Annotated in this window: 24 protein-coding genes; 23 read left to right on the forward strand and 1 reads right to left on the reverse strand. The window is 40.6% G+C overall.

Translation table 11 applies throughout. The features are described from left to right. Nucleotides 1-50: 50 nt before the first annotated feature. The 22 genes from fliL (at nt 51) to MTP24_RS04525 (ending at nt 19,653) form a co-directional block, all read left to right on the forward strand. Nucleotides 51-578, forward strand: coding sequence for a flagellar basal body-associated protein FliL (gene fliL, locus MTP24_RS04420; protein WP_008132626.1), 528 nt, complete (start codon nt 51-53; stop codon nt 576-578). A 9-nt stretch (nt 579-587) separates the two neighbouring features. Then, nucleotides 588-1,679, forward strand: a complete 1,092-nt coding sequence (fliM, locus tag MTP24_RS04425) for a flagellar motor switch protein FliM (protein WP_010555915.1) — start codon at nt 588-590, stop codon at nt 1,677-1,679. A 20-nt stretch (nt 1,680-1,699) separates the two neighbouring features. Continuing rightward, entirely contained in the window at nt 1,700-2,098 is a 399-nt protein-coding gene (gene fliN / locus MTP24_RS04430) for a flagellar motor switch protein FliN (protein WP_006792745.1), read from the forward strand. Further along, on the forward strand, nt 2,095-2,478 hold the full coding sequence (gene fliO / locus MTP24_RS04435) for a flagellar biosynthetic protein FliO (RefSeq protein WP_006792746.1): 384 nt from the start codon (nt 2,095-2,097) through the stop codon (nt 2,476-2,478). Before fliN ends, fliO begins: the two co-directional genes overlap by 4 nt. A 4-nt stretch (nt 2,479-2,482) precedes the next feature. Then, nucleotides 2,483-3,223: a flagellar type III secretion system pore protein FliP gene (gene fliP / locus MTP24_RS04440; RefSeq protein WP_006792747.1), complete on the forward strand. Its 741-nt coding sequence runs from the start codon at nt 2,483-2,485 to the stop codon at nt 3,221-3,223. Between the two features lie 40 nt (nt 3,224-3,263). Further along, nucleotides 3,264-3,533 carry a flagellar biosynthetic protein FliQ gene (locus MTP24_RS04445; protein WP_006792748.1) on the forward strand — a complete coding sequence of 90 codons (270 nt, stop codon included), beginning with the start codon at nt 3,264-3,266 and terminating at the stop codon, nt 3,531-3,533. A 3-nt stretch (nt 3,534-3,536) separates the two neighbouring features. Continuing rightward, nucleotides 3,537-4,316: a flagellar biosynthetic protein FliR gene (fliR, locus tag MTP24_RS04450; RefSeq protein WP_006792749.1), complete on the forward strand. Its 780-nt coding sequence runs from the start codon at nt 3,537-3,539 to the stop codon at nt 4,314-4,316. Between the two features lie 9 nt (nt 4,317-4,325). Then, on the forward strand, nt 4,326-5,456 hold the full coding sequence (gene flhB / locus MTP24_RS04455) for a flagellar biosynthesis protein FlhB (protein WP_010555918.1): 1,131 nt from the start codon (nt 4,326-4,328) through the stop codon (nt 5,454-5,456). Nucleotides 5,457-5,529: 73 nt separating this feature from the next. Beyond that, the gene (gene flhA, locus MTP24_RS04460; RefSeq protein ID WP_006792751.1) at nt 5,530-7,638 is read left to right on the forward strand and encodes a flagellar biosynthesis protein FlhA; all 2,109 of its coding nucleotides are present in this window, start codon (nt 5,530-5,532) and stop codon (nt 7,636-7,638) included. Nucleotides 7,639-7,658: 20 nt separating this feature from the next. Then, a complete protein-coding gene (gene flhF, locus MTP24_RS04465) occupies nt 7,659-9,134 on the forward strand; it encodes a flagellar biosynthesis protein FlhF (RefSeq protein ID WP_243532967.1) in 1,476 nt (491 codons plus the stop codon). Then, nucleotides 9,127-9,987: a MinD/ParA family protein gene (locus MTP24_RS04470; protein WP_006792753.1), complete on the forward strand. Its 861-nt coding sequence runs from the start codon at nt 9,127-9,129 to the stop codon at nt 9,985-9,987. The genes flhF and MTP24_RS04470 overlap by 8 nt, the downstream gene beginning before the upstream one ends. Before the next feature lie 26 nt (nt 9,988-10,013). Further along, nucleotides 10,014-10,724 (forward strand): RNA polymerase sigma factor FliA, encoded by a 711-nt coding sequence (locus MTP24_RS04475; protein WP_008132612.1) that lies wholly within the window; start codon nt 10,014-10,016, stop codon nt 10,722-10,724. 39 nt (nt 10,725-10,763) lie between these two features. Next, nucleotides 10,764-11,147, forward strand: a complete 384-nt coding sequence (cheY, locus tag MTP24_RS04480; protein WP_008132609.1) for a chemotaxis response regulator CheY — start codon at nt 10,764-10,766, stop codon at nt 11,145-11,147. Between the two features lie 18 nt (nt 11,148-11,165). Next, nucleotides 11,166-11,933, forward strand: coding sequence for a protein phosphatase CheZ (locus MTP24_RS04485; RefSeq protein WP_006792756.1), 768 nt, complete (start codon nt 11,166-11,168; stop codon nt 11,931-11,933). A 15-nt stretch (nt 11,934-11,948) separates the two neighbouring features. Beyond that, nucleotides 11,949-14,192 (forward strand): chemotaxis protein CheA, encoded by a 2,244-nt coding sequence (locus MTP24_RS04490; RefSeq protein ID WP_243532969.1) that lies wholly within the window; start codon nt 11,949-11,951, stop codon nt 14,190-14,192. Nucleotides 14,193-14,251: 59 nt separating this feature from the next. Continuing rightward, nucleotides 14,252-15,406 carry a chemotaxis response regulator protein-glutamate methylesterase gene (locus tag MTP24_RS04495; protein WP_243532971.1) on the forward strand — a complete coding sequence of 385 codons (1,155 nt, stop codon included), beginning with the start codon at nt 14,252-14,254 and terminating at the stop codon, nt 15,404-15,406. Continuing rightward, a complete protein-coding gene (locus MTP24_RS04500; RefSeq protein ID WP_243532973.1) occupies nt 15,399-16,163 on the forward strand; it encodes a flagellar motor protein in 765 nt (254 codons plus the stop codon). Before MTP24_RS04495 ends, MTP24_RS04500 begins: the two co-directional genes overlap by 8 nt. A gap of 2 nt (nt 16,164-16,165) precedes the next feature. After that, a complete protein-coding gene (locus MTP24_RS04505) occupies nt 16,166-17,125 on the forward strand; it encodes a flagellar motor protein MotB (protein ID WP_243532975.1) in 960 nt (319 codons plus the stop codon). Between the two features lie 12 nt (nt 17,126-17,137). Next, nucleotides 17,138-17,908, forward strand: a complete 771-nt coding sequence (locus MTP24_RS04510; protein ID WP_006792761.1) for a ParA family protein — start codon at nt 17,138-17,140, stop codon at nt 17,906-17,908. Between the two features lie 3 nt (nt 17,909-17,911). Continuing rightward, nucleotides 17,912-18,712, forward strand: coding sequence for a chemotaxis protein CheW (locus MTP24_RS04515; protein ID WP_243532978.1), 801 nt, complete (start codon nt 17,912-17,914; stop codon nt 18,710-18,712). Between the two features lie 24 nt (nt 18,713-18,736). Next, entirely contained in the window at nt 18,737-19,234 is a 498-nt protein-coding gene (locus tag MTP24_RS04520; RefSeq protein WP_006792763.1) for a chemotaxis protein CheW, read from the forward strand. 17 nt (nt 19,235-19,251) lie between these two features. Continuing rightward, on the forward strand, nt 19,252-19,653 hold the full coding sequence (locus tag MTP24_RS04525; protein WP_058428556.1) for a DUF2802 domain-containing protein: 402 nt from the start codon (nt 19,252-19,254) through the stop codon (nt 19,651-19,653). Between the two features lie 35 nt (nt 19,654-19,688). Here MTP24_RS04525 and MTP24_RS04530 read toward each other — a convergent pair whose 3' ends face one another. Next, nucleotides 19,689-20,342 carry an OmpW family outer membrane protein gene (locus tag MTP24_RS04530; RefSeq protein ID WP_243532980.1) on the reverse strand — a complete coding sequence of 218 codons (654 nt, stop codon included), beginning with the start codon at nt 20,340-20,342 and terminating at the stop codon, nt 19,689-19,691. A 262-nt stretch (nt 20,343-20,604) separates the two neighbouring features. Between MTP24_RS04530 and dapE the strand changes: the two genes are divergently transcribed. Then, nucleotides 20,605-21,789: a succinyl-diaminopimelate desuccinylase gene (dapE, locus tag MTP24_RS04535; RefSeq protein WP_243532982.1), complete on the forward strand. Its 1,185-nt coding sequence runs from the start codon at nt 20,605-20,607 to the stop codon at nt 21,787-21,789. Nucleotides 21,790-21,838: the final 49 nt, after the last annotated feature.

Below are 21,838 nucleotides of genomic sequence, written 5' to 3' on the forward strand. Positions count from 1 at the left end.
TATTATAATAACTAAAACAAGCAAATACCTTTGCGATATAAGGAATCATGATGGCTGAAGAAACAAGTTTAGAAATAGAAGAAGCGCCAAAAAGTAAAAAAAAGCTGATAATTATTATTGCAGCAGTACTGCTCGTTGTAGGTGGTGCTGCGGGGTTCTTTTTAATGTCGGGCTCGGATGAGCCTGTTGAAACATTAGATGAAGAAACGACCCTTTCAGAAGAAGCGCCAGAAGCTTCTGGGTCATCTGCAGAAATAGGCAGTGCGCTTTATGTTGCGATGCCAAGACCTTTTGTTTTTAACGTTCCGGGCTCGAGCCGAGATAGAATTGTACAAATTAAAGTACAACTTTTGGTACGTGGTGAGGTAAATGAAGAAACAGCTAAAAAGCATATTCCGCTGATTGAAGGTAAGTTACTCAGTGTATTTTCGACCACTACTGCTGACGAGCTTAGTACCAGTGCAGGTAAAGAAACTCTGCGTTTTACTGCGCTAGAGACAGTGCAAACTGCCTTAAATGACGTTGAAGGCAGCAAAGTAATTGAGCGGGTATTATTTACCGGCTTTGTAATGCAATAAGGGGTTAGCGTGAGCGACTTATTATCCCAAGACGAAATTGATGCGCTATTACATGGTGTTGATGACGTTGAAGAGGAAGATATAAACGATGGTGAAGATGGCGGGGGAAGTACGCTTCAGTACGATTTTTCTTCGCAAGATCGAATCGTACGTGGTCGCATGCCGACGCTGGAAATTGTTAATGAGCGTTTTGCTCGCCATATGCGAATTAGCCTATTTAATATGATGCGCCGGACAGCGGAGGTGTCTATTAATGGCGTTCAAATGATAAAGTTTGGTGAGTATGTTCACACTTTATTTGTACCAACAAGCTTAAATATGGTGCGTTTCAGACCTTTAAAGGGTACCGGCCTGATCACCATGGAAGCACGGTTAGTATTCATTTTGGTGGATAATTTTTTTGGCGGGGATGGCCGTTACCACGCAAAAATTGAAGGCCGTGAATTTACCCCAACAGAGCGCCGAATTGTGCAAATGTTGCTAAAAATAATCTTTGAAGATTATAAAGAGGCATGGGCACCGGTAATGGACGTGTCGTTTGAGTACCTCGATTCAGAGGTAAACCCCGCAATGGCTAATATTGTGAGCCCGACTGAAGTTGTGGTTATTAGCTCTTTTCATATTGAACTCGATGGTGGCGGCGGTGATTTTCATATTGCTTTGCCATATTCAATGCTCGAACCAATAAGGGAACTATTGGATGCGGGTGTTCAGTCAGATACTGAAGATACCGACTTACGTTGGAGTAAGGCATTACGAGATGAAATAATGGATGTTGAGGTTGACATGTCAACTCAGCTTTTAGAAGTTGACTTAACACTTCAACAAATAATGGAGCTTAAAGCAGGTGATATTATTCCTGTTGAAATGCCAGAGCATATAACTGTATTTGTAGAAGAACTACCCACGTTTAGAGCTAAAATGGGCCGCTCTCGTGATAATGTTGCGTTGCAAATTAGCGAAAAAATTAAACGTCCTGATTCAGTTAAATCTGAGCTGCATGTATTTACCAAAGGCGGCAAGAAAATTGACTCAGATGCAGAGTTAGCAGAATTAGAAGAAGATTTACACCTTTCAGACGGTGTAGACTTAGACTGGTAATTGATTAAAAGGTTAAACGTATGAGCGATGATCAAGACACAATGGACGAATGGGCAGCCGCACTTGCTGAGGCTGAAGGTGGTGATGATGCTGGCGAAGCGCAAGTTGCCGAACTTGATGAATTAAGTGATGAAAAAAGCGAAATAACAGGCGAAGAAAAGCGCAAGCTCGATACAATTTTAGACATCCCAGTGACCATATCGATGGAAGTTGGACGTTCAAAAATTAATATTCGTAATTTGCTACAACTTAACCAAGGCTCTGTAGTTGAGCTTGATCGTGTTGCTGGTGAGCCATTAGATGTATTGGTTAATGGTACCTTAATTGCTCACGGTGAAGTGGTCGTGGTAAATGACAAGTTTGGTATTCGTCTAACGGATGTTATCAGCCAAGTAGAGCGGATCAAAAAGTTACGATGAGTGCCTTTTTTGCGCTAACAGCGTCTGTATTTACAAAAACAGAGTCAGTTACGCCTACGGGCGATTTAATTTCTATGGTGCTTTCGCTTATTGTGGTGCTAGTGCTCATTGTTGTTCTGGCTATTTTTGTAAAAAAACTTAATCCTAATTTGGCAAACAGTGATGAATTTAAAGTGGTTCGAAGTCTTCCCTTAGGCTCACGCGAACGCTTAATGGTGGTAGAAATTGATAATGCGCAGCATTTATTAGGCGTCACGCCGCACAGTATTAATTACCTTCATAAATTAGAATCACCACTGAGTGAAAAAGAAATCCCAGAACTTGCTAAGCAATTTAGTAAACTGTTAAACCCCAAATCGAAACAAAATAAAAAGAACTGAACCTATGACTAAGTGGCTGCTAATTATTTTTGCCATTGTGTTTGTTCCAAGCGTAAGCGCTGAAGGTATTGATGCGCTTACTATCACAACAAACGCAGATGGCACACAAGATTACTCGGTGACATTGCAAGTTTTAGCCATTATGACGGCGCTGAGTTTTATACCGGCAGCCATAATCATGATGACGTCTTTTACACGTATTATTGTTGTACTCGCAATTTTACGCCAAGCAATTGGTTTGCAGCAAACGCCCTCTAATCAAGTACTGTTGGGCATGTCTTTATTTTTAAGTATTTTTATCATGGCGCCTATTTATCAAAAGGTTAATGACGTAGCCATAGAGCCTTATTTAAATGAGCAAGTTACGTCGGTACAAGCATTGGAGCTTGCAAAAGAGCCAATGAAAGCATTTATGCTCTCGCAGGTTCGTTTAAAAGACTTAGAAACATTTGCCAAAATAGCAGGCTACGACAAGCTAGAGTCACCTGAAGAAACTCCGCTTATAGTTCTTATACCCGCATTTGTAACAAGCGAACTGCAAACTGCGTTCATCATAGGATTCATGTTTTTTATACCTTTTTTAATCGTCGACTTAGTTGTTGCGTCTGTACTCATGGCTATGGGTATGATGATGCTCTCCCCTATGATTGTTTCCTTACCCTTTAAAATAATGCTGTTTGTACTTGTTGATGGCTGGAGCTTAGTGATGGGAACCCTCGCCAAAAGCTTTGGTTTAGGCACATAGTATGTATTTTTTGAATGTAACTAAAAGATAGGATTACAGCATGGAACCAGAAATTTTTGTTGATATTCTTAGCGATGCACTGTTTTTAGTTATTAAATTAGTATCGGCTATTGTTGTTCCAGGTTTAATTATTGGCCTAGTGGTGGCGGTGTTTCAAGCGGCTACGTCTATCAATGAACAAACGTTGAGTTTTTTACCGCGTTTGCTAATTACTATAAGTGCATTAATTGTTGGTGGTCACTGGTTTACACAAGAACTTATGGACTTTTTTACCCGGTTGGTGTTGCTCATTCCCGAAATTGCAGGTTAGCAAGTGGAGTACCCGTTTTCAGTTGTCATTCAATGGTTGAGCGACTTTTTACTACCTTTGGTACGTATTAGTTCCATGATTATGATAATGGCGGGGTTAGGCGCTAAAAATGTGCCAACACGTATAAAGCTGGGTTTATCAGTGGTCGTGACTCTGTTGGTTGTGCCTGTTCTTCCTCCAGCTACATTTACTAACTTGTTTTCGTTTGAAATGATTTTAGTGGTCATACAGCAAATGCTTATTGGAATAGCGATTGGCTTTGCTTCTACCTTGTTACTCAATACCTTCGTATTGGCAGGTCAGATACTTGCTATGCAAACCGGTTTAGGTTTTGCTTCTGTCATTGACCCCTCAAATGGAGCCAGCGTTCCGGCTGTTGGTCAGTTTTTTCTTATTTTAGCAACACTATTATTTTTTGTATTCAACGGCCATTTAATGATGATACAGATGGTTGTACATAGCTTTGAGGTACTGCCAATTGATGGTAATTGGTGGTCAGTAGATCATTACTGGGATATTGTAACGTGGGGCGGTTGGATGTTTACAACGGCTTTAGTGCTCTCACTTGCACCATTGACAGCAATGCTAGTTATTAATATTTCATTTGGTATTATGACCCGTGCGGCGCCTCAGTTAAATATTTTTGCTATTGGTTTTCCATTCACTCTTGTAGCAGGGCTTGTCATTATTTGGGCAACACTGGGCAACTTCATCCTGCAATTTGAATTTCAGTGGCTTAAAATGATCGAACTAATGTGTACCTTAGTTGGTTGTTCACCTTAGGAGTGTGTTATGGCTGAAGATTCAGGTCAAGAAAAAACAGAAGAACCCACAGGGAAAAAAATAGAAGAGTCTAAAAAGAAAGGGCAGGTTGCTCGTTCAAAAGAATTAGGCACCATGTTTGTTCTTATATTTTCAGCTATTTCATTGTTAATGTACGGCCCTGAAATTGGTAAGGGGTTATACAATATTATGGGCAGAATGCTCAGTCTTAATCGAAATGAAACCTACGACACCACTAAAATGTTTGCGGTTTGGTCCAGTGTTGCCGACGCGCTTATTTTTCCTATGGCTATGTTTGTATTCATTATTTTATTTGCGGGCATTATAGGTAATACTTTACTGGGTGGCTTTAATTTTAGTTGGCAAGCAGCCGCTCCTAAAGCAAGCAAAATGTCTCCATTTAAAGGCTTTAAACGCATGTTTGGCCCACAAGCTGCAGTAGAGCTTACTAAAGCTATTTTAAAGTTTTTAGTGGTCGCAAGTTTTGCCTTTTTTTTAATTAATACTTTTTTTGACGAAATATTACACTTAAGTATTGAGTCTGCACCTAATAATATTATCCATGCGCTCGAAATCCTCTCGTGGATGTTTTTAGCATTGTCGTGCACATTGGTAATTATTGCAGCAATCGATGCCCCGTATCAAAGTCATACTCACCATAAGCAGTTAAAAATGACACTGCAAGAAGTAAAAGATGAGTACAAAAACTCTGAAGGTGACCCTCAAATAAAAGCGCGTATTAGGCAAACTCAGAGACAAATGTCTCAAAAAAGAATGATGCAAGACGTGCCCGATGCCGATGTAGTTGTTACCAACCCAACGCATTATTCTGTTGCTCTTAAATACGACACTGAGCGAGCAGGAGCACCTATAGTGCTTGCTAAAGGCGTGGATGAACTGGCTATGCAAATTCGAAAGGTGGCAAACGGCAATGATGTACCCATTGTTGAGTCGCCAATGCTTACTCGAGCGCTTTATCATACCGCAGAAGTAGGAGAACAAATTCCTGATCAACTGTTTACTGCCGTTGCACAGGTGCTAGCTTATGTTTTTCAGCTAAAACGCTTCAATAAAGGTCGCGGAAAACGCCCGACTAAGCTTAATAAAAAGCTCCCCATTCCTGATGCCTACAGGTATTAATATTACTCCTTTATTAACTTGGAATAGTTATTGCTAATTCTACGTAGTGTCAATTTTTTGAAATTGTAGAATTATGAGTTTTAAAGCGGTATTACAACAACTTAATGCAGATAAAAAAGAATATGCAAAAGGCGTAGGTACGCCTTTACTTGTGCTTGCAGCTTTGGGAATGGTCATTTTACCGTTACCGCCATTTTTACTTGATATCCTTTTTTCATTCAATATTGCGTTAGCGTTGGTGGTACTACTCGTCACGGTTTACACCATGAAACCCGTTGAGTTTGGTATGTTTCCGGCCGTGTTGCTTATCGCCACAATTATGCGTTTAGCACTCAACGTAGCCAGTACACGAGTTGTACTTTTAGAGGGACATAATGGTGGAGATGCTGCGGGGAAGGTAATAGAAGCCTTTGGCTCAGTTGTGATTGGCGGCAATTATGCTGTTGGTTTAGTGGTATTTTTAATTCTGATTATTATTAACTTTGTAGTAATCACTAAAGGTGCAGGGCGTATTTCTGAGGTATCTGCACGTTTTACACTTGATGCAATGCCTGGTAAGCAAATGGCAATTGACGCTGATTTAAACGCAGGGTTTATTAGTGCCGAGCAAGCGCGCGATCGCCGAGAAGAAGTAACCCGCGAGGCCGATTTTTATGGTTCAATGGATGGTGCAAGTAAGTTTGTAAAAGGTGATGCTATTGCTGGTATCGTCATTTTAATTATTAACATTGTTGGTGGCCTATTTGTTGGCATGATCCAGCATGACTTAAGCTTTGGCCAAGCTATGGAAGTTTACACACTCCTTACGATTGGTGATGGCTTGGTGGCTCAGCTCCCCTCATTACTACTATCAATTGGTACCGCAATTGTAGTAACACGCCAAAACGAGTCTCTCAATATGGGCGACCAGTTTAAGAAACAACTTGGCAACGAAAAATCTTTATTTATAGCCTCTGGCATCTTAATTACCATGGGCTTAGTGCCTGGCATGCCTCATTTAGCATTTTTAAGCCTAGGTGCATTATTAGGTTATTTAGCTTACTACACTCAACAAAGTAAATTAAAAGTGGCTGCAGCAGAAGCCGAGGCTGCTGCAAATGGAACTGCTGGTACGGGCGTTGCCAACAAGCAAGAGCAGAAAGAACTTGGCTGGGATGACGTTCAGCAAGTAGATGTAATTGGCTTAGAAGTGGGCTACAGATTAATTCCTTTGGTTGACCAGTCTCAAGGCGGAGAGCTGCTAAATCGTATTAAGGGTGTTCGTAAAAAGCTCTCTCAAGAGCTGGGTTTTTTAGTTCCACCCGTACATATTCGCGATAACTTAGAGCTTGACCCTAATGCATACAGAATTACGCTTATGGGGGTATCTACCGGTGAAGGTGAACTCAAGCATGGTGATGAGTTAGCAATAAATCCAGGTCAAGTATTTGGGCCAATTAAAGGGGTTGAAACTAAAGACCCTGCTTTTGGGCTTGATGCGGTATGGATAAAACCAGATCAAAAAGACGAAGCACAATCGCTTGGCTATACCGTGGTAGATTCAGCTACAGTTGTGGCTACACACATTAGCCAGTTGCTTACTAACAGCGCAGCACTGCTGTTAGGTCACGAGGAAGTACAGAACTTATTAGATATGTTAGGTAAAAGCCACCCTCGCTTAGTTGAAGGTTTAGTCCCTGACGTATTACCGTTAACTGTGATAGTAAAAGTACTACAAAATCTACTTAATGAGGGCGTTGCAATTCGTGATATGCGCTCAATTGTACAAACCCTTGTTGAGTATGGGCCACGTAGCCAAGACCCTGATGTGCTAACGGCTGCAGTACGTATTTCATTACGTCGATTAATCGTTCAAGACGCTGTAGGCATGTCTTCAGAAATCCCTGTCATAACCTTGGCGCCTGAGTTGGAACAGATGTTGCATCAGTCACTACAAAATGCAGGCGACGAAGGTGCCGGTATAGAGCCAGGACTTGCAGAGCGACTTCAAGTGTCACTAAATGAAGCGCATCAAAATCAAGAAATGTCCGGTGAACCTTCAATATTGCTAACGTCGGGAATGTTACGCACTGTGTTATCTCGTTTTGTTAAGTACACCATCCCGGGTTTAAGGGTGATGTCTTATCAAGAGGTACCAGATGAAAGACAGATCAAGATAGTCAGCTCTGTTGGCCAACAATAAGATTTTAAAGGGGTTGAATCATGAAAATAAAACGTTTTTTTGCTAAAGATATGCGCACAGTACTTAAAGAAGTTAAAGACGAATTAGGTGTTGATGCGGTTATTATGTCAAATAAAAAACTAGCTAACGGTGTAGAAATTGTAGCAGCAGTAGATTATGACAAAGCAGCCCCTAAAAAAGAGCAAGCACTTAGCGCTCCAGCACAAAGCTCAACAAAAACACAGCCAGTGCATAATTTTGTAAAACCAGAGCCTCTTCGCGCTAAACCAGAGCCACAAGCGAAAGTAGCCGATAGTCTTCAGGCATTATTAGAGCGTCAAGCCCCACGCCCTCGTTCTGCAGAATTGGCTTCTATGTTTTCTCAATCAGGTATTGATACTACAGACAACTACCAAGAGCCAGTTCAAGAGCAGCGTCCTCGTCCTATATTCATTAATGAACGTCAAGCTTCAGCGCGTCCGCAAACACAAGCAGACAGCCTTGGATTTGATGATTTAGAAAGTGGTTTTGATGATCTTGACAGTCCAGTGACACCTCGCGAAGAAACTAAGCATACTGAAAGTGAGCAAATTTCGTCAATGCGTGACGAAATGAATGCCATTCGTCAATTGTTAGAACATCAAGTGTCAGGGCTTATGCAACAAGACATGGCAAGACGCGATCCTACTCGTGCATGCATGATTGATCGTTTAGTCGGTATGGGAATAGATAAAGATGTTGCTGAGCAAATGGCGTGCTTTGTACCTGACGATGTATCTCGCCAGCAAGGTTGGAAAGCACTTTTAACAATGGTTGAAGATCAGATGCAGACAACCAACAACGAGATTTTACGTCAAGGCGGTGTATACGCCTTAGTCGGCCCAACGGGTGTTGGCAAAACAACAACCGTTGCTAAATTAGCTGCGCTTGGCGCACAAAAATACGGTGCAGACAAAGTCGCTTTAATCACAACAGACACATACAGAATTGGTGCTTATGAGCAACTCGCCACTTATGGCCGAATTATAGGTTGTGGTGTAAAGCAAGTTAAAGATGCTAATGAATTAGCTGAAGTTTTATATCATTTACGAAATAAACGACTAGTATTAATTGATACTGCGGGTATGAGCCAACGCGACTTGCGCTTAACAGAGCAACTTAATACGCTAATGCGTAATCAGCGTGTTGATATTCGCAGTTATTTAGTGCTCAGCGCAACATCGCAAATACATGTGTTGCAAGAAACCGTTAGGCACTTTAAAAAAGTGCAGTTAAGTGGTTGTATATTCACCAAATTAGACGAATCTTTAAGTTTAGGTGAGATTATTAGTATAGCGATTCAAAATCGCCTTCCAATAGGGTATCTTACTAACGGTCAACGAGTACCAGAAGATATTCGAGTTGCAAATGCTGAAAAACTAGTTAAAAAGGCTGAGCAACTCTATTTAAAAAGAGCAAAAGTACAACATTCAAGGCACCAAGCAGTGGCGCCAAGCACAGTAGGGATGTATGATTAACACAGTATTAGATCAAGCAAGTGGCCTGCGCAAAATGAGTCAAAACAATAACAACGGCGTAAAAGTTATCGCTGTCACTGGCGGTAAAGGTGGAGTAGGAAAAACAAATGTTTCTCTGAATACTGCAATTGCATTAGGCCAGCAAGGTAACAGAGTGTTGGTTCTTGATGCCGATTTAGGCTTAGCAAACTGTGACGTTATGCTAGGACTACGTGTTGAACGTAACTTATCACATGTTTTATCTGGTGAATGTGAACTTGATGAAATTTTAGTTGAAGGCCCCGCAGGTATAAAGATTGTACCCGCAACGTCAGGCTCTCAAAGTATGGTTGAATTATCGCCTTCAGAGCACGCGGGACTTATACGGGCTTTTAGTGAATTAAATACAGAATTTGATATTTTAATTGTCGATACAGCCGCAGGTATTTCAGACATGGTGCTGAGTTTTTCTCGCGCGGCACAAGACGTCATGGTTGTTGTATGCGACGAGCCCACATCGATTACAGATGCTTACGCGCTCATTAAAGTGTTGAGTCGCGAGCATGGTGTATACAAATTTAAAATTGTTGCAAATATGGTCCGTAGTATGCGTGAAGGGCAAGAGTTATTTGCTAAACTTTCCAAAGTGACCGATCGTTTTTTAGATGTATCAATGGACCTGGTCGCAACGGTTCCCTACGACGAAAATATGCGCAAAGCAACGCGTCGCCAAAAAGTTATTGTAGAGCTTTTTCCTAATTCGCCGGCGGCACTTGCTTTTCAAGCGTTAGCAACAAAAGCAGTTAAATGGCCAATACCTAATCAACCATCAGGTCATCTGGAGTTTTTCATAGAGAAACTAGTAAACGGCTAATTATGACAACATTGGTGAATAAAGTTATGGGATATCAATCAGCACAAAACTTAAATGTGATTGTTGAAAAACATGCATCACTTGTCAAAAAAGTGGCATGTCATCTTATAGCGCGTTTACCAGCCAGCGTGCAGCTGGACGATTTAATACAATCAGGAATGATAGGTCTGATTGAAGCATCTAAAAGTTTTGATGCAACCAAAGGGGCTAGCTTTGAAACTTTTGCGGGGATTCGTATTCGTGGGGCAATGCTTGACGAGATGCGACGTGGCGATTGGGCACCCCGTTCAGTACATCGTAAAAGCCGTTTGGTGGCCGAAACAATTGCTTTTTTAGAAAAAAGCTTAAACCGTGAGCCAACAGATATAGAAGTTGCTGAAAAACTTGAAATTTCGTTAAATGAGTACCATCATATCTTAAACGATGTAAATGCAAGTAAAGTACTCGGTATTGAAGACCTTGGTGTTGATGAAGATGCCATCAGTCCAGTGGGCCAAGATTTAGCGCTAGACAAACCGTTTAATAATGTTAAAAATGAGCGGTTTAACGAGTCTCTATTAGGTGCAATAAAATCTTTACCAGAACGTGATGCAATGGTGCTGTCTTTGTACTATAACGATGAAATGAATTTAAAAGAAATAGGGCATATACTCGATGTAAGTGAATCGCGTGTAAGTCAAATACATGGTCAGGCGATGATTAAGCTTAAAGCTAAAATCAATGACTGGATAAATTAGTAGTAAGTAAACAAGGTTAAGACCTCACTGGGGGATGTTTTGGATAAAAACATGAAAATTCTGGTTGTTGACGATTTTTCAACAATGAGACGTATTATTAAAAATCTGTTGCGTGACTTAGGTTTCACTAATGTTCAAGAAGCAGACGATGGGTCAACCGCTTTGCCAATGCTACAAAATCAAGTATTTGATTTTGTTGTTACCGATTGGAATATGCCAGGAATGCAGGGTATAGACCTACTAAGAGCAATACGTGCGGATGATAAGCTTAAACACATTCCAGTATTGATGGTAACGGCTGAAGCTAAAAAAGAACAAATTATAGCGGCAGCACAGGCAGGTGTTAATGGTTATATCGTTAAGCCATTTACTGCTGGAACACTCAAAACTAAATTAGAAAAAGTATTTGAACGTTTAGGCTAATGATAGGGGGAGAGGCTTATGTCAGCACTTGCTGCGCCTCAAATAACTTTAGAACAAGCTCGTCAGCTCGTTGTTTTTCTAGAAAACGGTGAGCAAGACAAAGCCAATCAGTTAATTTTAGATACCGCTTCTAAGGAGCAATCTGAAATATTTGCTGAGGTTGGAAAGTTAACCCGTCAATTGCATGAAGCTTTAAAAAGCTTTGAGCTAGACACTCGCTTATCTGACTTAACTACCGATGCTATTCCAGATGCAAAAAAACGGCTCAATTATGTTATAGAAATGACAGAAAATGCCGCGAATAAAACAATGGATGCTGTTGAGGCTAGCCTACCAATTGCTCAACAGTTGGCAGACGAAATATCTCATATCAAACCGACATGGGATCGCCTAATGAATCGAGAGATTGAGTTAGGGGAGTTTAAATCGTTATGCCACAGCATTGATAAGTTTATGAACAATTCTCATCATAAAACCGATGAGCTGCAAAGTTTGATGACTAATGTACTTATGGCACAAGACTATCAAGATTTAACCGGACAAGTTATTCGCCGAGTTATTGAGCTTGTTAGAGAAGTTGAAGAAAGCTTAATTCATCTTTTGACAGCCTTCGCTGATCAAAGCGAAAGTAAAGCCGAAAAAATAGAACAACAAAAAACAAATGAACCATTAGACGAACAAACTTTAGCAGGTCCAGAAGGCCCTATTATTGATAAAGAATCACGTAATGATGTTGTATCTGATCAAGATGAAGTCGATGATCTTTTATCAAGTTTGGGCTTCTAAGAGGAGAGTAACTGCATGTTTGAAGTCGATGAAGATATTTTACAAGACTTTCTTGTAGAGGCAGGAGAAATCCTAGAGCTTTTATCTGAACAGTTAGTTGAGCTGGAAAACAATCCAGAGGACACCGAATTACTCAATGCCATATTTAGAGGGTTTCACACTGTAAAAGGTGGTGCTGGGTTTTTAGCTATGACCGAGCTCGTTGACGCATGTCATGGCGCAGAGAATGTGTTCGACCTGCTTAGGCAAGGCGTACGAACGGTTAATTCGGAGTTGATGGACGTAATTTTACAAGCTCTCGATACGATTAACGAGATGTTTGCTACCATTCAAAATCGTGACAAACCAGAACCCGCTGATCCCGAACTTCTTGAAACCCTTCATAAACTAGGTTTACCTCCAACAGAAGAAGAGCTTGCTGGTGACTCACCAGTTGATTCAACTGAAGAACCTCAAGCCGAGGTTATTGATGCCCCAGTTGCCGAGGAAGCCTCAGGAACTGATGAAGAAGATCCGTTTGCATTTGACGAGCTATTTAGCGGTGGAACAGTTGAACAAAGCGATGATGAAACTCAGATTGACGAAATAACAGAAGATGAATTTGAAAACTTACTAGACGAATTACATGGAAAAGGTCAAAGCCCTGTAGCTGAAAGCGCGTCCAGTAGTAGTGATGTCAGTGGAGACATTACAGATGATGAGTTTGACAACTTACTTGATGAACTTCATGGCGTTGGAAGCTTTGGTGCTGTTGCGGCCAGTGAGCCTGTAAAAGAGCAAACAGCAAGTAATAATTCTGCAGAAAGCTCTGCAACGCCTTCAACACGTTCACCTGCAAGTGATTCTAGCGATGATGAAATTAGCGATGATGAGTTTGAAGCATTGCTTGACGAACTTCATGGATCAGGTGCCCCTAAATCAATAGAGAGCCCTGCAGCTTCAGAGCCGAAGCCCGCTGCTAAACCTGTGGCTAAGGTAAGTGAGCCTGTCAAAAAGCCTGAACCTGTAAAAGCCGCTGCGCCAAAACCAGTGCAAAAGCCTGCAGAAAAAGCAGCTCCAGCGCCTGCAGCTGTGAAAAAGCCAGCTCCTCCGCAAGCAGAAACAACAGTCCGAGTTGACACAAAACGCCTAGACCAAATAATGAATATGGTGGGTGAGCTTGTACTTGTTCGTAACAGATTGGTAAGTTTAGCCACTAACTCAGAAAGTGAAGCAATGGGCAAAGCCATTTCTAACTTAGATGTTGTGACGGCTGATATCCAAGGCGCAGTAATGCAAACGCGAATGCAGCCAATTAAAAAGGTATTTGGCCGCTTCCCTCGCGTTGTTCGTGACTTAGCACGAAGCTTAAATAAAGATATTAGTTTACAGCTTGTTGGTGAAGAAACTGATTTAGATAAAAACTTGGTTGAGGCACTTGCAGACCCGCTTGTTCACTTAGTTAGAAACTCAGTTGACCACGGAATAGAGATGCCAGCAGCTCGTGAAGCAGCAGGCAAACCTCGGACGGGTAATGTTACACTTTCAGCGTCTCAAGAGGGAGACCATATTTTGCTTACCATCAAAGATGATGGTGCGGGTATGGATGCTGAAAAGCTCAAAAAAATAGCAATCAGTAAAGGCGTTTTAGATCACGACCAGGCGAGCCGTTTATCGGATACCGAGGCGTACAATTTAATCTTTGCACCAGGATTTTCTACCAAAGAAGAGATCTCTGACATCTCAGGGCGTGGTGTGGGAATGGATGTTGTAAAAACTAAAATCACTCAACTTAATGGCTCAGTGAGTATTCAGTCAGAGCTAGGTGTTGGTACAATTTTAGAAATAAAAGTACCGTTAACACTTGCGATATTACCAACCTTGATGGTTGTAGTTGGCGAACAAACATTTGCATTACCATTAGCTGGTGTAAGTGAAATATTCCATTTAGATCTAACCAAAACAAATGTAGTTGATGGTCAACTAACTATTATTGTACGTAAGAAAGCGATACCGCTATTTTATCTTGAGCATTGGTTAGTTAAAGGAGCAGATCGCACTCAGCGCAAAGCGCAAGGTCATGTTGTTATTGTTCAAATAGGTACTCAGCAGGTTGGTTTTGTAGTTGATTCTTTAATAGGTCAAGAAGAAGTTGTAATTAAACCTCTTGATGCTCTTTTGCAGGGTACCCCAGGTATGGCAGGCGCAACTATTACATCAGATGGTGGAATTGCACTAATTTTAGATGTTCCAAATATGTTAAAACACTACGCTGGCTAAATCATAAAGTAGGTACACATAAGATGTGTGCCTACGTATAAATTTAATAAGAGAGCTAAATGGCCGTAAAAGTTTTAGTTGTTGATGATTCAAGCTTTTTTCGTCGTAGAGTAAGCGAAATCCTTGAACAAGACAGCGATATACAAGTTATAGGTTTTGCCATTAATGGCAGAGAGGCTGTAGAAAAAACGGCTCAGCTTCGTCCTGATATGATCACGATGGATGTAGAAATGCCTGTGCTTGATGGTATCAGTGCTGTTAAAGAGATAATGGCAAATAACCCCACGCCAATATTAATGTTTTCCTCTTTAACCCGTGCTGGCGCAACAGCAACACTTGATGCGCTTGATGCTGGAGCGATGGATTTTTTACCTAAAAAGTTTGAAGATATTGCACGTAATAATGAAGATGCGATAAAGCTCCTTCAAGCTAAAGTCAAAGAAATTGGTAATAAGCGTATTCCTAGAGCCTTTAAGCCAATAACACACCAGAAACCAGCGGCACGCTCTGTGCCTGATAAAATCAGTAATACTGCGTCTTCAATCAGGCAACCAGATAGAAGTTTTCAGCGTTCAACAACCGCATCGACATTAACAAAAACACAAAACAACGTACCAACTCGTGCAAGTGGCAAGCAATACAAGCTTGTGGCTATCGGTACATCTACTGGTGGTCCTGTTGCTTTACAAAATGTGCTTACGCAATTACCCGCTAATTTTCCGCATCCCATTTTACTTATCCAGCATATGCCTGCTGCTTTTACACCGGCATTTGCAGCTCGTTTAAATGGATTGTGCAAAATAAAAGTAAAAGAAGCACAGCAAGGTGATCGTCTTGATCCTGGAACTGCCTATTTGGCTCCTGGCGGGCAACAAATGATGGTTGAAGGTCGAGGTGGTTCTAAAACATTGCGCGTTTTTGAAGACAATAGCGAACGAATCACTTATAAACCCAGTGTTGACGTTACATTTGCAAGTATTGCAAAAGCTTATCAGGGAGATGTTTTAGCTATTATTTTAACCGGCATGGGGGCTGATGGTAGAGATGGCGCAAGAATGTTAAAACAAACTGGCGCCACTATTTGGGCACAAGATGAAAAAAGCTGTGTTGTTTATGGTATGCCACAAGCTGTTGCTAATGCGGGACTTTCAAGTGAGAGTTTAGCGCTTGACGATATTGCAACGCGGATAAAAAGCGAAACCGGTTGTGGATAAGCTTTCTGTACTTGGTTTAATTGTTGCACTAAGTGCTATAGCAATTGGCTATCATTTAGAAGGTGGTGTTATTGCCGCCCTTTTTAATGGCCCTGCGCTCATTATAGTACTAGGTGGGACAGTAGGCGCTGTAATGCTGCAAACGTCTGCTAGTACCTTTAAAAAAATGCTTAGAATGAGTCACTGGGTATTTGTGACTCCCAATTACAATATTGATGATGCAATTGAGCAAGTTAAACGTTGGTCTCATAAAGCGAGACAAGAAGGATATTTGGCATTAGAGGATGAAGCCCTAACTCACTCAGATGTATATGCAGCAAAAGGGCTGAGTTTACTTGTTGATGGCGGTTCAGAGCAGAGGCTACGTGATACGCTTGAAATAGATTTAATGCTGGAGCGTGAGCGTTTGCTTGAAGCTGCCCGTGTATACGAAGCAATGGGCGGTTATAGCCCTACCATCGGTATTTTAGGAGCTGTTCTTGGGCTCATTCAGGCTATGTCTTTTATTACCGATCCGCAATTGCTTGGCGCTGGGGTTGCAACAGCCTTTATTGCAACGATTTATGGGGTGGGGTTAGCTAATTTATTATTTTTGCCAATGGCACATAAGCTCAAGCAACGTGTAGAAGAAAAGATGCTTTACCACGAAATGCTTGCAGAAGGGATAATTGCAATCAGCGATGGCCAAAGCCCAATGAACATTGAGCTAAAGTTAGAAGCTTATCGTGTTGAACGGCCAAGCCTAGTGGACGCATAAAAATGATGCGTCGACGATTTGGTCGCTCGGCCCATAAAAACCAGCATACAGAGCGCTGGTTAGTATCTTATGCGGATTATATGACCATTATGTTTGCCTTCTTTGTTGTAATGTATGCCATTGCGATTAACAAAGAAGAAAACTTCCAAATTTTATCCGATTCCCTAGAGCAAGTATTCGACAAGTCGGCTCGTGTTTATTCTCAGCAAGGTACGGGGGTAGATGGTACTGGAATACTTACTGATAGGGTTACTCCTGAAGATGAATTGCTGTATGGCGAAAGTATCAACAAGGAAGAGCAAGGCCCAGAGTTGTTAGACGGCCAAAGTGAGACGAGTAATATACAGCAAAAATATTTAGGAAAACCACTTGATAGCTTATTAACGAAACTTCAGTCAGCGCTTATTGATGAAATACGTGATGGTGAAGCCAATCTAGAATTGCATCAAGATTGGCTCATAATAGAACTGAGTTCAGGTATGTTATTTTCAAGTGGTAGCGCAGTTGCTCATTCTAGAGCAAAACAAGTTGTTAAAATTGTAAAAGATATTATCGCGCCAGTGGATAACTATATACGTGTGCGTGGATATACAGATGATGAAACAATTAAAAATGAAATATTTCGCTCTAACTGGGAGCTTTCTGTCGCTCGCGCAACTTCAATACTTGTTGAGCTTGAAGCACTTGGCATAAATTCGGCCCGAATGGCTATTGAAGGGTATGGACAGTATTCACCCTTTGCACCTAACGACACAGATGAGGGCCGAGCTGAAAATAGAAAAGTAGTAATAGCGTTATCTAAATATGGGTTGCCAGAAGAGAAAAATAATTCAGCAGAAGAGCCAATAGTTGAGGCAGTAGCGCCTGAGCCAGAAGTAGAATTACCGTCAGACGATGACACAATAAAAATTATTCGTTTACCACATGGTGGAATTCGTATTACAACTCGCAATGAACAGTAACTAGGATATGATGTGAAGATTTGGACTGTAGCCAACCAAAAAGGTGGCGTTGGTAAAACAACGACTGCGGTCAGTCTTGCTGGTACTTTAGCACTGCAGGGTAAACGTGTATTACTAATAGATACCGATCCTCATGCGTCTTTAACGTATTACTTTGGTATTGATTCTGAAGATTTAGAAGTCAGCGTTTACGATATTTTCGCTCGTGGAACTAGTATGCAAAGTGAGGAAATACTTCAAGCATTGTGCCCATCCACTCTCGAAAATTTAGATATATTACCTGCTACTATGGCTATTGCTACATTAGATAGAAGCATGGGCAATAAAACAGGCATGGGGTTAATTTTAAAAAAGACGCTTGCCAAAATAAGCGAACATTACGATTATGCTATTTTAGATTGCCCCCCTGTTTTAGGGGTTTTAATGGTTAATGCATTGGCTGCGAGTGAGCGCATTTTAGTACCTGTTCAAACTGAGTTTTTAGCGCTTAAAGGCTTAGATAGAATGATGCGTACAATGGAATTAATGCAGAGCTCACAAGCGAAAAGTTACGAATATACTATAATACCTACAATGTACGATAAAAGAACGAAGGCATCACTCGAAGCCTACAAAACGTTACAAAAAACTTACGGTAATAGAGTTTGGCCAGGTGTTATTCCCGTAGACACAAAACTAAGAGATGCAAGCTTAGCACAAAAAGTACCCATAGAATTTTGTCCTCGCTCTCGTGGTGTATTTGCTTATAAAGCATTATTAGATTATTTAATTGAACAAGGTTAATGAATGAGTAAGCAATTATTTGCTAATGAAAAAGTAATGACTCAGTACTTAGGTGCCTTACTTTGCGAAGAAGAGCTTGCCAGTGACTTAGAGCCCGTAGCAAAACTTTTAGAAAATATACCGGGTGACTTGCCAAGCGAAGAAGCCACTCATGAAAGTCAGAAGCCAGTTACTAAAATTAAAGTAGTGGCTGAGCATGAATCATCTTCGTTAGATGATACGCATGAAGTTAAAGAAGCAGAAGCTACAACACCGAAAGTTAACGTCATTGAAACGCCAAAAGAGACAACGAGTACAGACCTTAAAATAGCAAAACAGAAACAATTAAATCTTTCAAATAACAGTGAGTCAGATTACTTTGACGGCGAATTTCAGGCATTGTTCTTTGAAGTTGCAGGACTTACGCTAGCAGTCCCGCTTAAAGCTCTTGGCGGTATACATCAATTAGGTGAAGTGAATCACCTGTTTGGTAAACCAAAGTGGTTTAAAGGCGTTATGCTTAATCGTGATGAAAAGCTCAATGTTGTAGATACAGCACGCTGGGTTATGCCAGAGAAGTACGATGAAAAACTTGAGGCATCACTTGATTATCAGTATTTAATAACTTTAGGAGATAGCCAATGGGGATTATTAGCTGAGAAGCTTATAAATAACATTACATTGACAAAAGAAGATGTAAAATGGCGTACAGATCAAAGTAAGCGCCCATGGCTTGCCGGGGTTATTAAAGAAAAAATGTGTGCTTTAATAGATGTAGACAATTTAAATACGTTATTAGAAGAGGGCTTAGATAGCCGTCAGTAGTAATGACCATTATGGGGTAACAGCATGAACCAAGAGAAATTACTGTCAGAAAATAAAAATGCAGATAATAATGATGAAATATTACAGTGGGTTACTTTTAAACTAGAAGAGGAAACCTACGGTGTTAATGTAATGCAAGTTCAAGAAATACTGCGTTACACCGAGATTGCACCAGTCCCTGGTGCGCCTTCTTATGTAATAGGCATTATTAACTTACGTGGTAATGTAGTAACCGTTATTGATACACGTGCTCGATTCGGTTTGTCAGCAGCTGATGCAACTGATAACTCACGTATATTAATTATTGAAGCTGAAGAACAAGTTATAGGCATTTTAGCTGATAGCGTTTCTGAAGTTGTATACCTGCGTAGCTCTGAAATTGACAGTGCGCCAAATGTGGGCACTGAAGAAAGCGCTAAGTTTATCCAAGGTGTTTGTAATCGAGATAATGAGCTTCTTATTTTAGTTGATTTAAATAAGCTACTTAGTGATGACGAATGGGATGAGTTAAGCGATTTATAAGCTTTACCAGATAAACTATGCTGTTACTTAGTATTGCTATAAGCGCGTTAGCGGTAGGTCTTATATCGTTAACGCTTATTATTGCATTTAAAAATAAACACACCAGCGATGTTGCTGATGTACATCAAAAACTTAAAGAATGTGCAGAACAAGTTCATATTTTAAGAAGCGAAGCCGCTGAATTAAGAACCGGTTTACTCAGTATCGGCAAGCGAGTTCTAGAGGTTGAGCAACAAAACCAAGATTTACTGCAGCAGCAATCGGCTCAAAAATACGATGATCCTGATGCTAAGATTTATTCCCGTGCTGTGAAAATGGTTGAGTTAGGTGCAGATTTAGACGAAGTGATTCGCGAGTGTGAGTTACCAAGGGCTGAGGCCGAGTTATTGTTTTCGTTGCACAAAAAAAAAGGCGCTTAGCGCCTTTTTTACACACATAACATCGTACTTAGACTTTAAAAACTATACTTCACACCAAACATTGCCACTACAGGGTCAAGCTCAACTGTTGATGTTAATGCTTTTGCATTGTTAGCGTACACAGTTGCATCTGTATCAATATCCATTATAGAAACCATTGCGTGAAGTCCCCAGTGATCATCCATTTTATAATTAGCCCCTACTTGTACTAAAAACCCTACAGAGTCATCAAGCTCAACTTTAACATCGTCTGTACCTAGGGTTGCTTTAAGAGCTTGCGAAGGCTGTTCATCAAAAAAGGTTGTATAATTAACACCAACACCTATGAATGGTCTGAGCTGGTAGCTTGTATCTAAAAAGTGATACTGTGCCACTAACGAGGGTGGCAAGTGTTTAATGTTAGCAATTTTATTACCAGCCAAGCCGCCTGTTCCATTTACATCATGAGAGAATGGCGTAGCAGCAATCAATTCTAATACCCAATTGTCATTAAATGCATAGTCTACCGTAATACCTAGCTGAGTATTAGAATCACCTTTTAGACCTAATGAAGGGGCTTCGTTAATTGCAGAGCCACTGTTATCTGGGTTTACGTTAATAGCGCCCAGATTTACGCTGAAGTTAGCGTGTGCAGCTGGAGAGAGTACTAATAAAGAGGTTAATAATGCAATGCTAATTTTGGTTTTCATGTTGTTCTCCAAGAACTACTTTTTGATTGACGCCATTATTACGCTTAACAAATATGAAAAACCTGTTCTAGATCAAAGTTTCAAAAATGATTGAACGTTGAAAAGTATTTTATTGATTTAGATTAATTTTGGCGCTGTTTCGTAACAGCAATGATTGACAATCTATGTAAAGAATAATCATCAGAATGTATAAAAGCTGACATCTCTTAGTCATACTCTCACTATTTAATAATGCCTTACTTAGTAATAAAGGTGTTAAAAAATGTCTTTAGTTGTTTCACAACAAGCAGTCACTTCTCAAAGGTTAAACGCCGAATTAATAAATAAATTACAAACGCTTATCAAATTTAAATCAGTGACGCCGAATCAAGCCGGCGCAATAGATTGGCTGGTTGAGCAGTTATGTGAGCTAGGTTTTTGCTGTGAAAAGTTTACGAGTAGTGGTGTCACTAACTTAATTGCGCATATTAAATTCAATGAGGGACCGTGTGTCGCTTTTTCAGGGCACATTGATGTGGTCCCTGCAGATAATGGTGACTGGCTAACCCCTCCGTTTGATGGAAGAATAATTGATGGGGTAATTTACGGAAGAGGTGCCGCTGATATGAAAGGGGGTGTGGCAGCTATGCTAACTGCGACAAAAAAATTAATAAATAACACATCATCAAAAGTGGGGACTTTTTATTGGCTCATTACCTCTGATGAAGAAGGCGAGGCTGAGTTTGGCTCTGCGCAAATAGCCAATAAGCTTTCTTCAAATGGGGTTGTTTTAGACGGATGTATTGTCGGCGAGCCAACGAGTTCGACACATGTTGGCGATACAATTAAAAACGGTCGACGCGGTGCACTTTCAGCACGTATTCTGGTAAAGGGCAGGGCAGGTCATGTAGCTTATCCTCAAAATACCATTAACGCCGCACATATTAGTGCCAAAATAGTCAATAAATTGAGTGAACAAGCGTGGCACTTAGATGACGTAGGCTCAAAAACAACACTGCAAGTTACAGGCATAAATATTGACAATGTGGTCGATAATTTAGTCCCTAGTCACTGCGAGATAACATTTAATATTCGCTATAGCCATCGGTACAGCAGTGAAAAAATTAAATCGATATTGAACAATTCGTTGGATGAATTTTCACGTTACATAACGATTAATTGGGAGCGTCCATGTGAACCTTACTATACCCAACCTAAGAGCAAGTGGAGTTTAATTACTTGTGTTGAACAAGCCATACATAGTCAAACTGGAAACTACCCAGTTCTAAGTACCAGTGGTGGCACATCTGACGGTCGTTTTTTTGCTAACAGCCATACTCAAGTAATTGAATGTGGGCTAAGAAACCATACAATTCACCAGGTTAATGAGCACGTATCTATTGATGACTTAATAAAGGTTGAAGCAATTTATTATGACTTACTTTCACGTATTTATATAGAACGGTAATGTTAGTTAGTTCTCAAATAAAACCCAGATAGTGGCGAGGGTAACCTCG

Source organism: Pseudoalteromonas sp. APM04 (genome assembly GCF_022809815.1).
Lineage (GTDB): Bacteria > Pseudomonadota > Gammaproteobacteria > Enterobacterales > Alteromonadaceae > Pseudoalteromonas > Pseudoalteromonas marina.

Excerpts from the sequence above, each read along its gene's own strand:
- fliL (WP_008132626.1), top strand. The coding sequence starts at position 51 with ATGGCTGAAGAAACAAGTTTAGAAATAGAAGAAGCGCCAAAAAGTAAA.
- fliO (WP_006792746.1), top strand. The coding sequence starts at position 2,095 with ATGAGTGCCTTTTTTGCGCTAACAGCGTCTGTATTTACAAAAACAGAG.
- flhB (WP_010555918.1), top strand. The coding sequence starts at position 4,326 with ATGGCTGAAGATTCAGGTCAAGAAAAAACAGAAGAACCCACAGGGAAA.
- flhF (WP_243532967.1), top strand. The coding sequence starts at position 7,659 with ATGAAAATAAAACGTTTTTTTGCTAAAGATATGCGCACAGTACTTAAA.
- MTP24_RS04495 (WP_243532971.1), top strand. The coding sequence starts at position 14,252 with ATGGCCGTAAAAGTTTTAGTTGTTGATGATTCAAGCTTTTTTCGTCGT.
- MTP24_RS04520 (WP_006792763.1), top strand. The coding sequence starts at position 18,737 with ATGAACCAAGAGAAATTACTGTCAGAAAATAAAAATGCAGATAATAAT.
- MTP24_RS04475 (WP_008132612.1), top strand. The coding sequence starts at position 10,014 with ATGGGATATCAATCAGCACAAAACTTAAATGTGATTGTTGAAAAACAT.
- MTP24_RS04485 (WP_006792756.1), top strand. The coding sequence starts at position 11,166 with ATGTCAGCACTTGCTGCGCCTCAAATAACTTTAGAACAAGCTCGTCAG.
- dapE (WP_243532982.1), top strand. The coding sequence starts at position 20,605 with ATGTCTTTAGTTGTTTCACAACAAGCAGTCACTTCTCAAAGGTTAAAC.
- MTP24_RS04530 (WP_243532980.1), bottom strand. The coding sequence starts at position 20,342 with ATGAAAACCAAAATTAGCATTGCATTATTAACCTCTTTATTAGTACTC.
- MTP24_RS04515 (WP_243532978.1), top strand. The coding sequence starts at position 17,912 with ATGAGTAAGCAATTATTTGCTAATGAAAAAGTAATGACTCAGTACTTA.
- fliP (WP_006792747.1), top strand. The coding sequence starts at position 2,483 with ATGACTAAGTGGCTGCTAATTATTTTTGCCATTGTGTTTGTTCCAAGC.
- MTP24_RS04470 (WP_006792753.1), top strand. The coding sequence starts at position 9,127 with ATGATTAACACAGTATTAGATCAAGCAAGTGGCCTGCGCAAAATGAGT.
- fliN (WP_006792745.1), top strand. The coding sequence starts at position 1,700 with ATGAGCGATGATCAAGACACAATGGACGAATGGGCAGCCGCACTTGCT.
- flhA (WP_006792751.1), top strand. The coding sequence starts at position 5,530 with ATGAGTTTTAAAGCGGTATTACAACAACTTAATGCAGATAAAAAAGAA.
- MTP24_RS04445 (WP_006792748.1), top strand. The coding sequence starts at position 3,264 with ATGGAACCAGAAATTTTTGTTGATATTCTTAGCGATGCACTGTTTTTA.
- MTP24_RS04525 (WP_058428556.1), top strand. The coding sequence starts at position 19,252 with ATGCTGTTACTTAGTATTGCTATAAGCGCGTTAGCGGTAGGTCTTATA.
- MTP24_RS04490 (WP_243532969.1), top strand. The coding sequence starts at position 11,949 with ATGTTTGAAGTCGATGAAGATATTTTACAAGACTTTCTTGTAGAGGCA.
- MTP24_RS04505 (WP_243532975.1), top strand. The coding sequence starts at position 16,166 with ATGATGCGTCGACGATTTGGTCGCTCGGCCCATAAAAACCAGCATACA.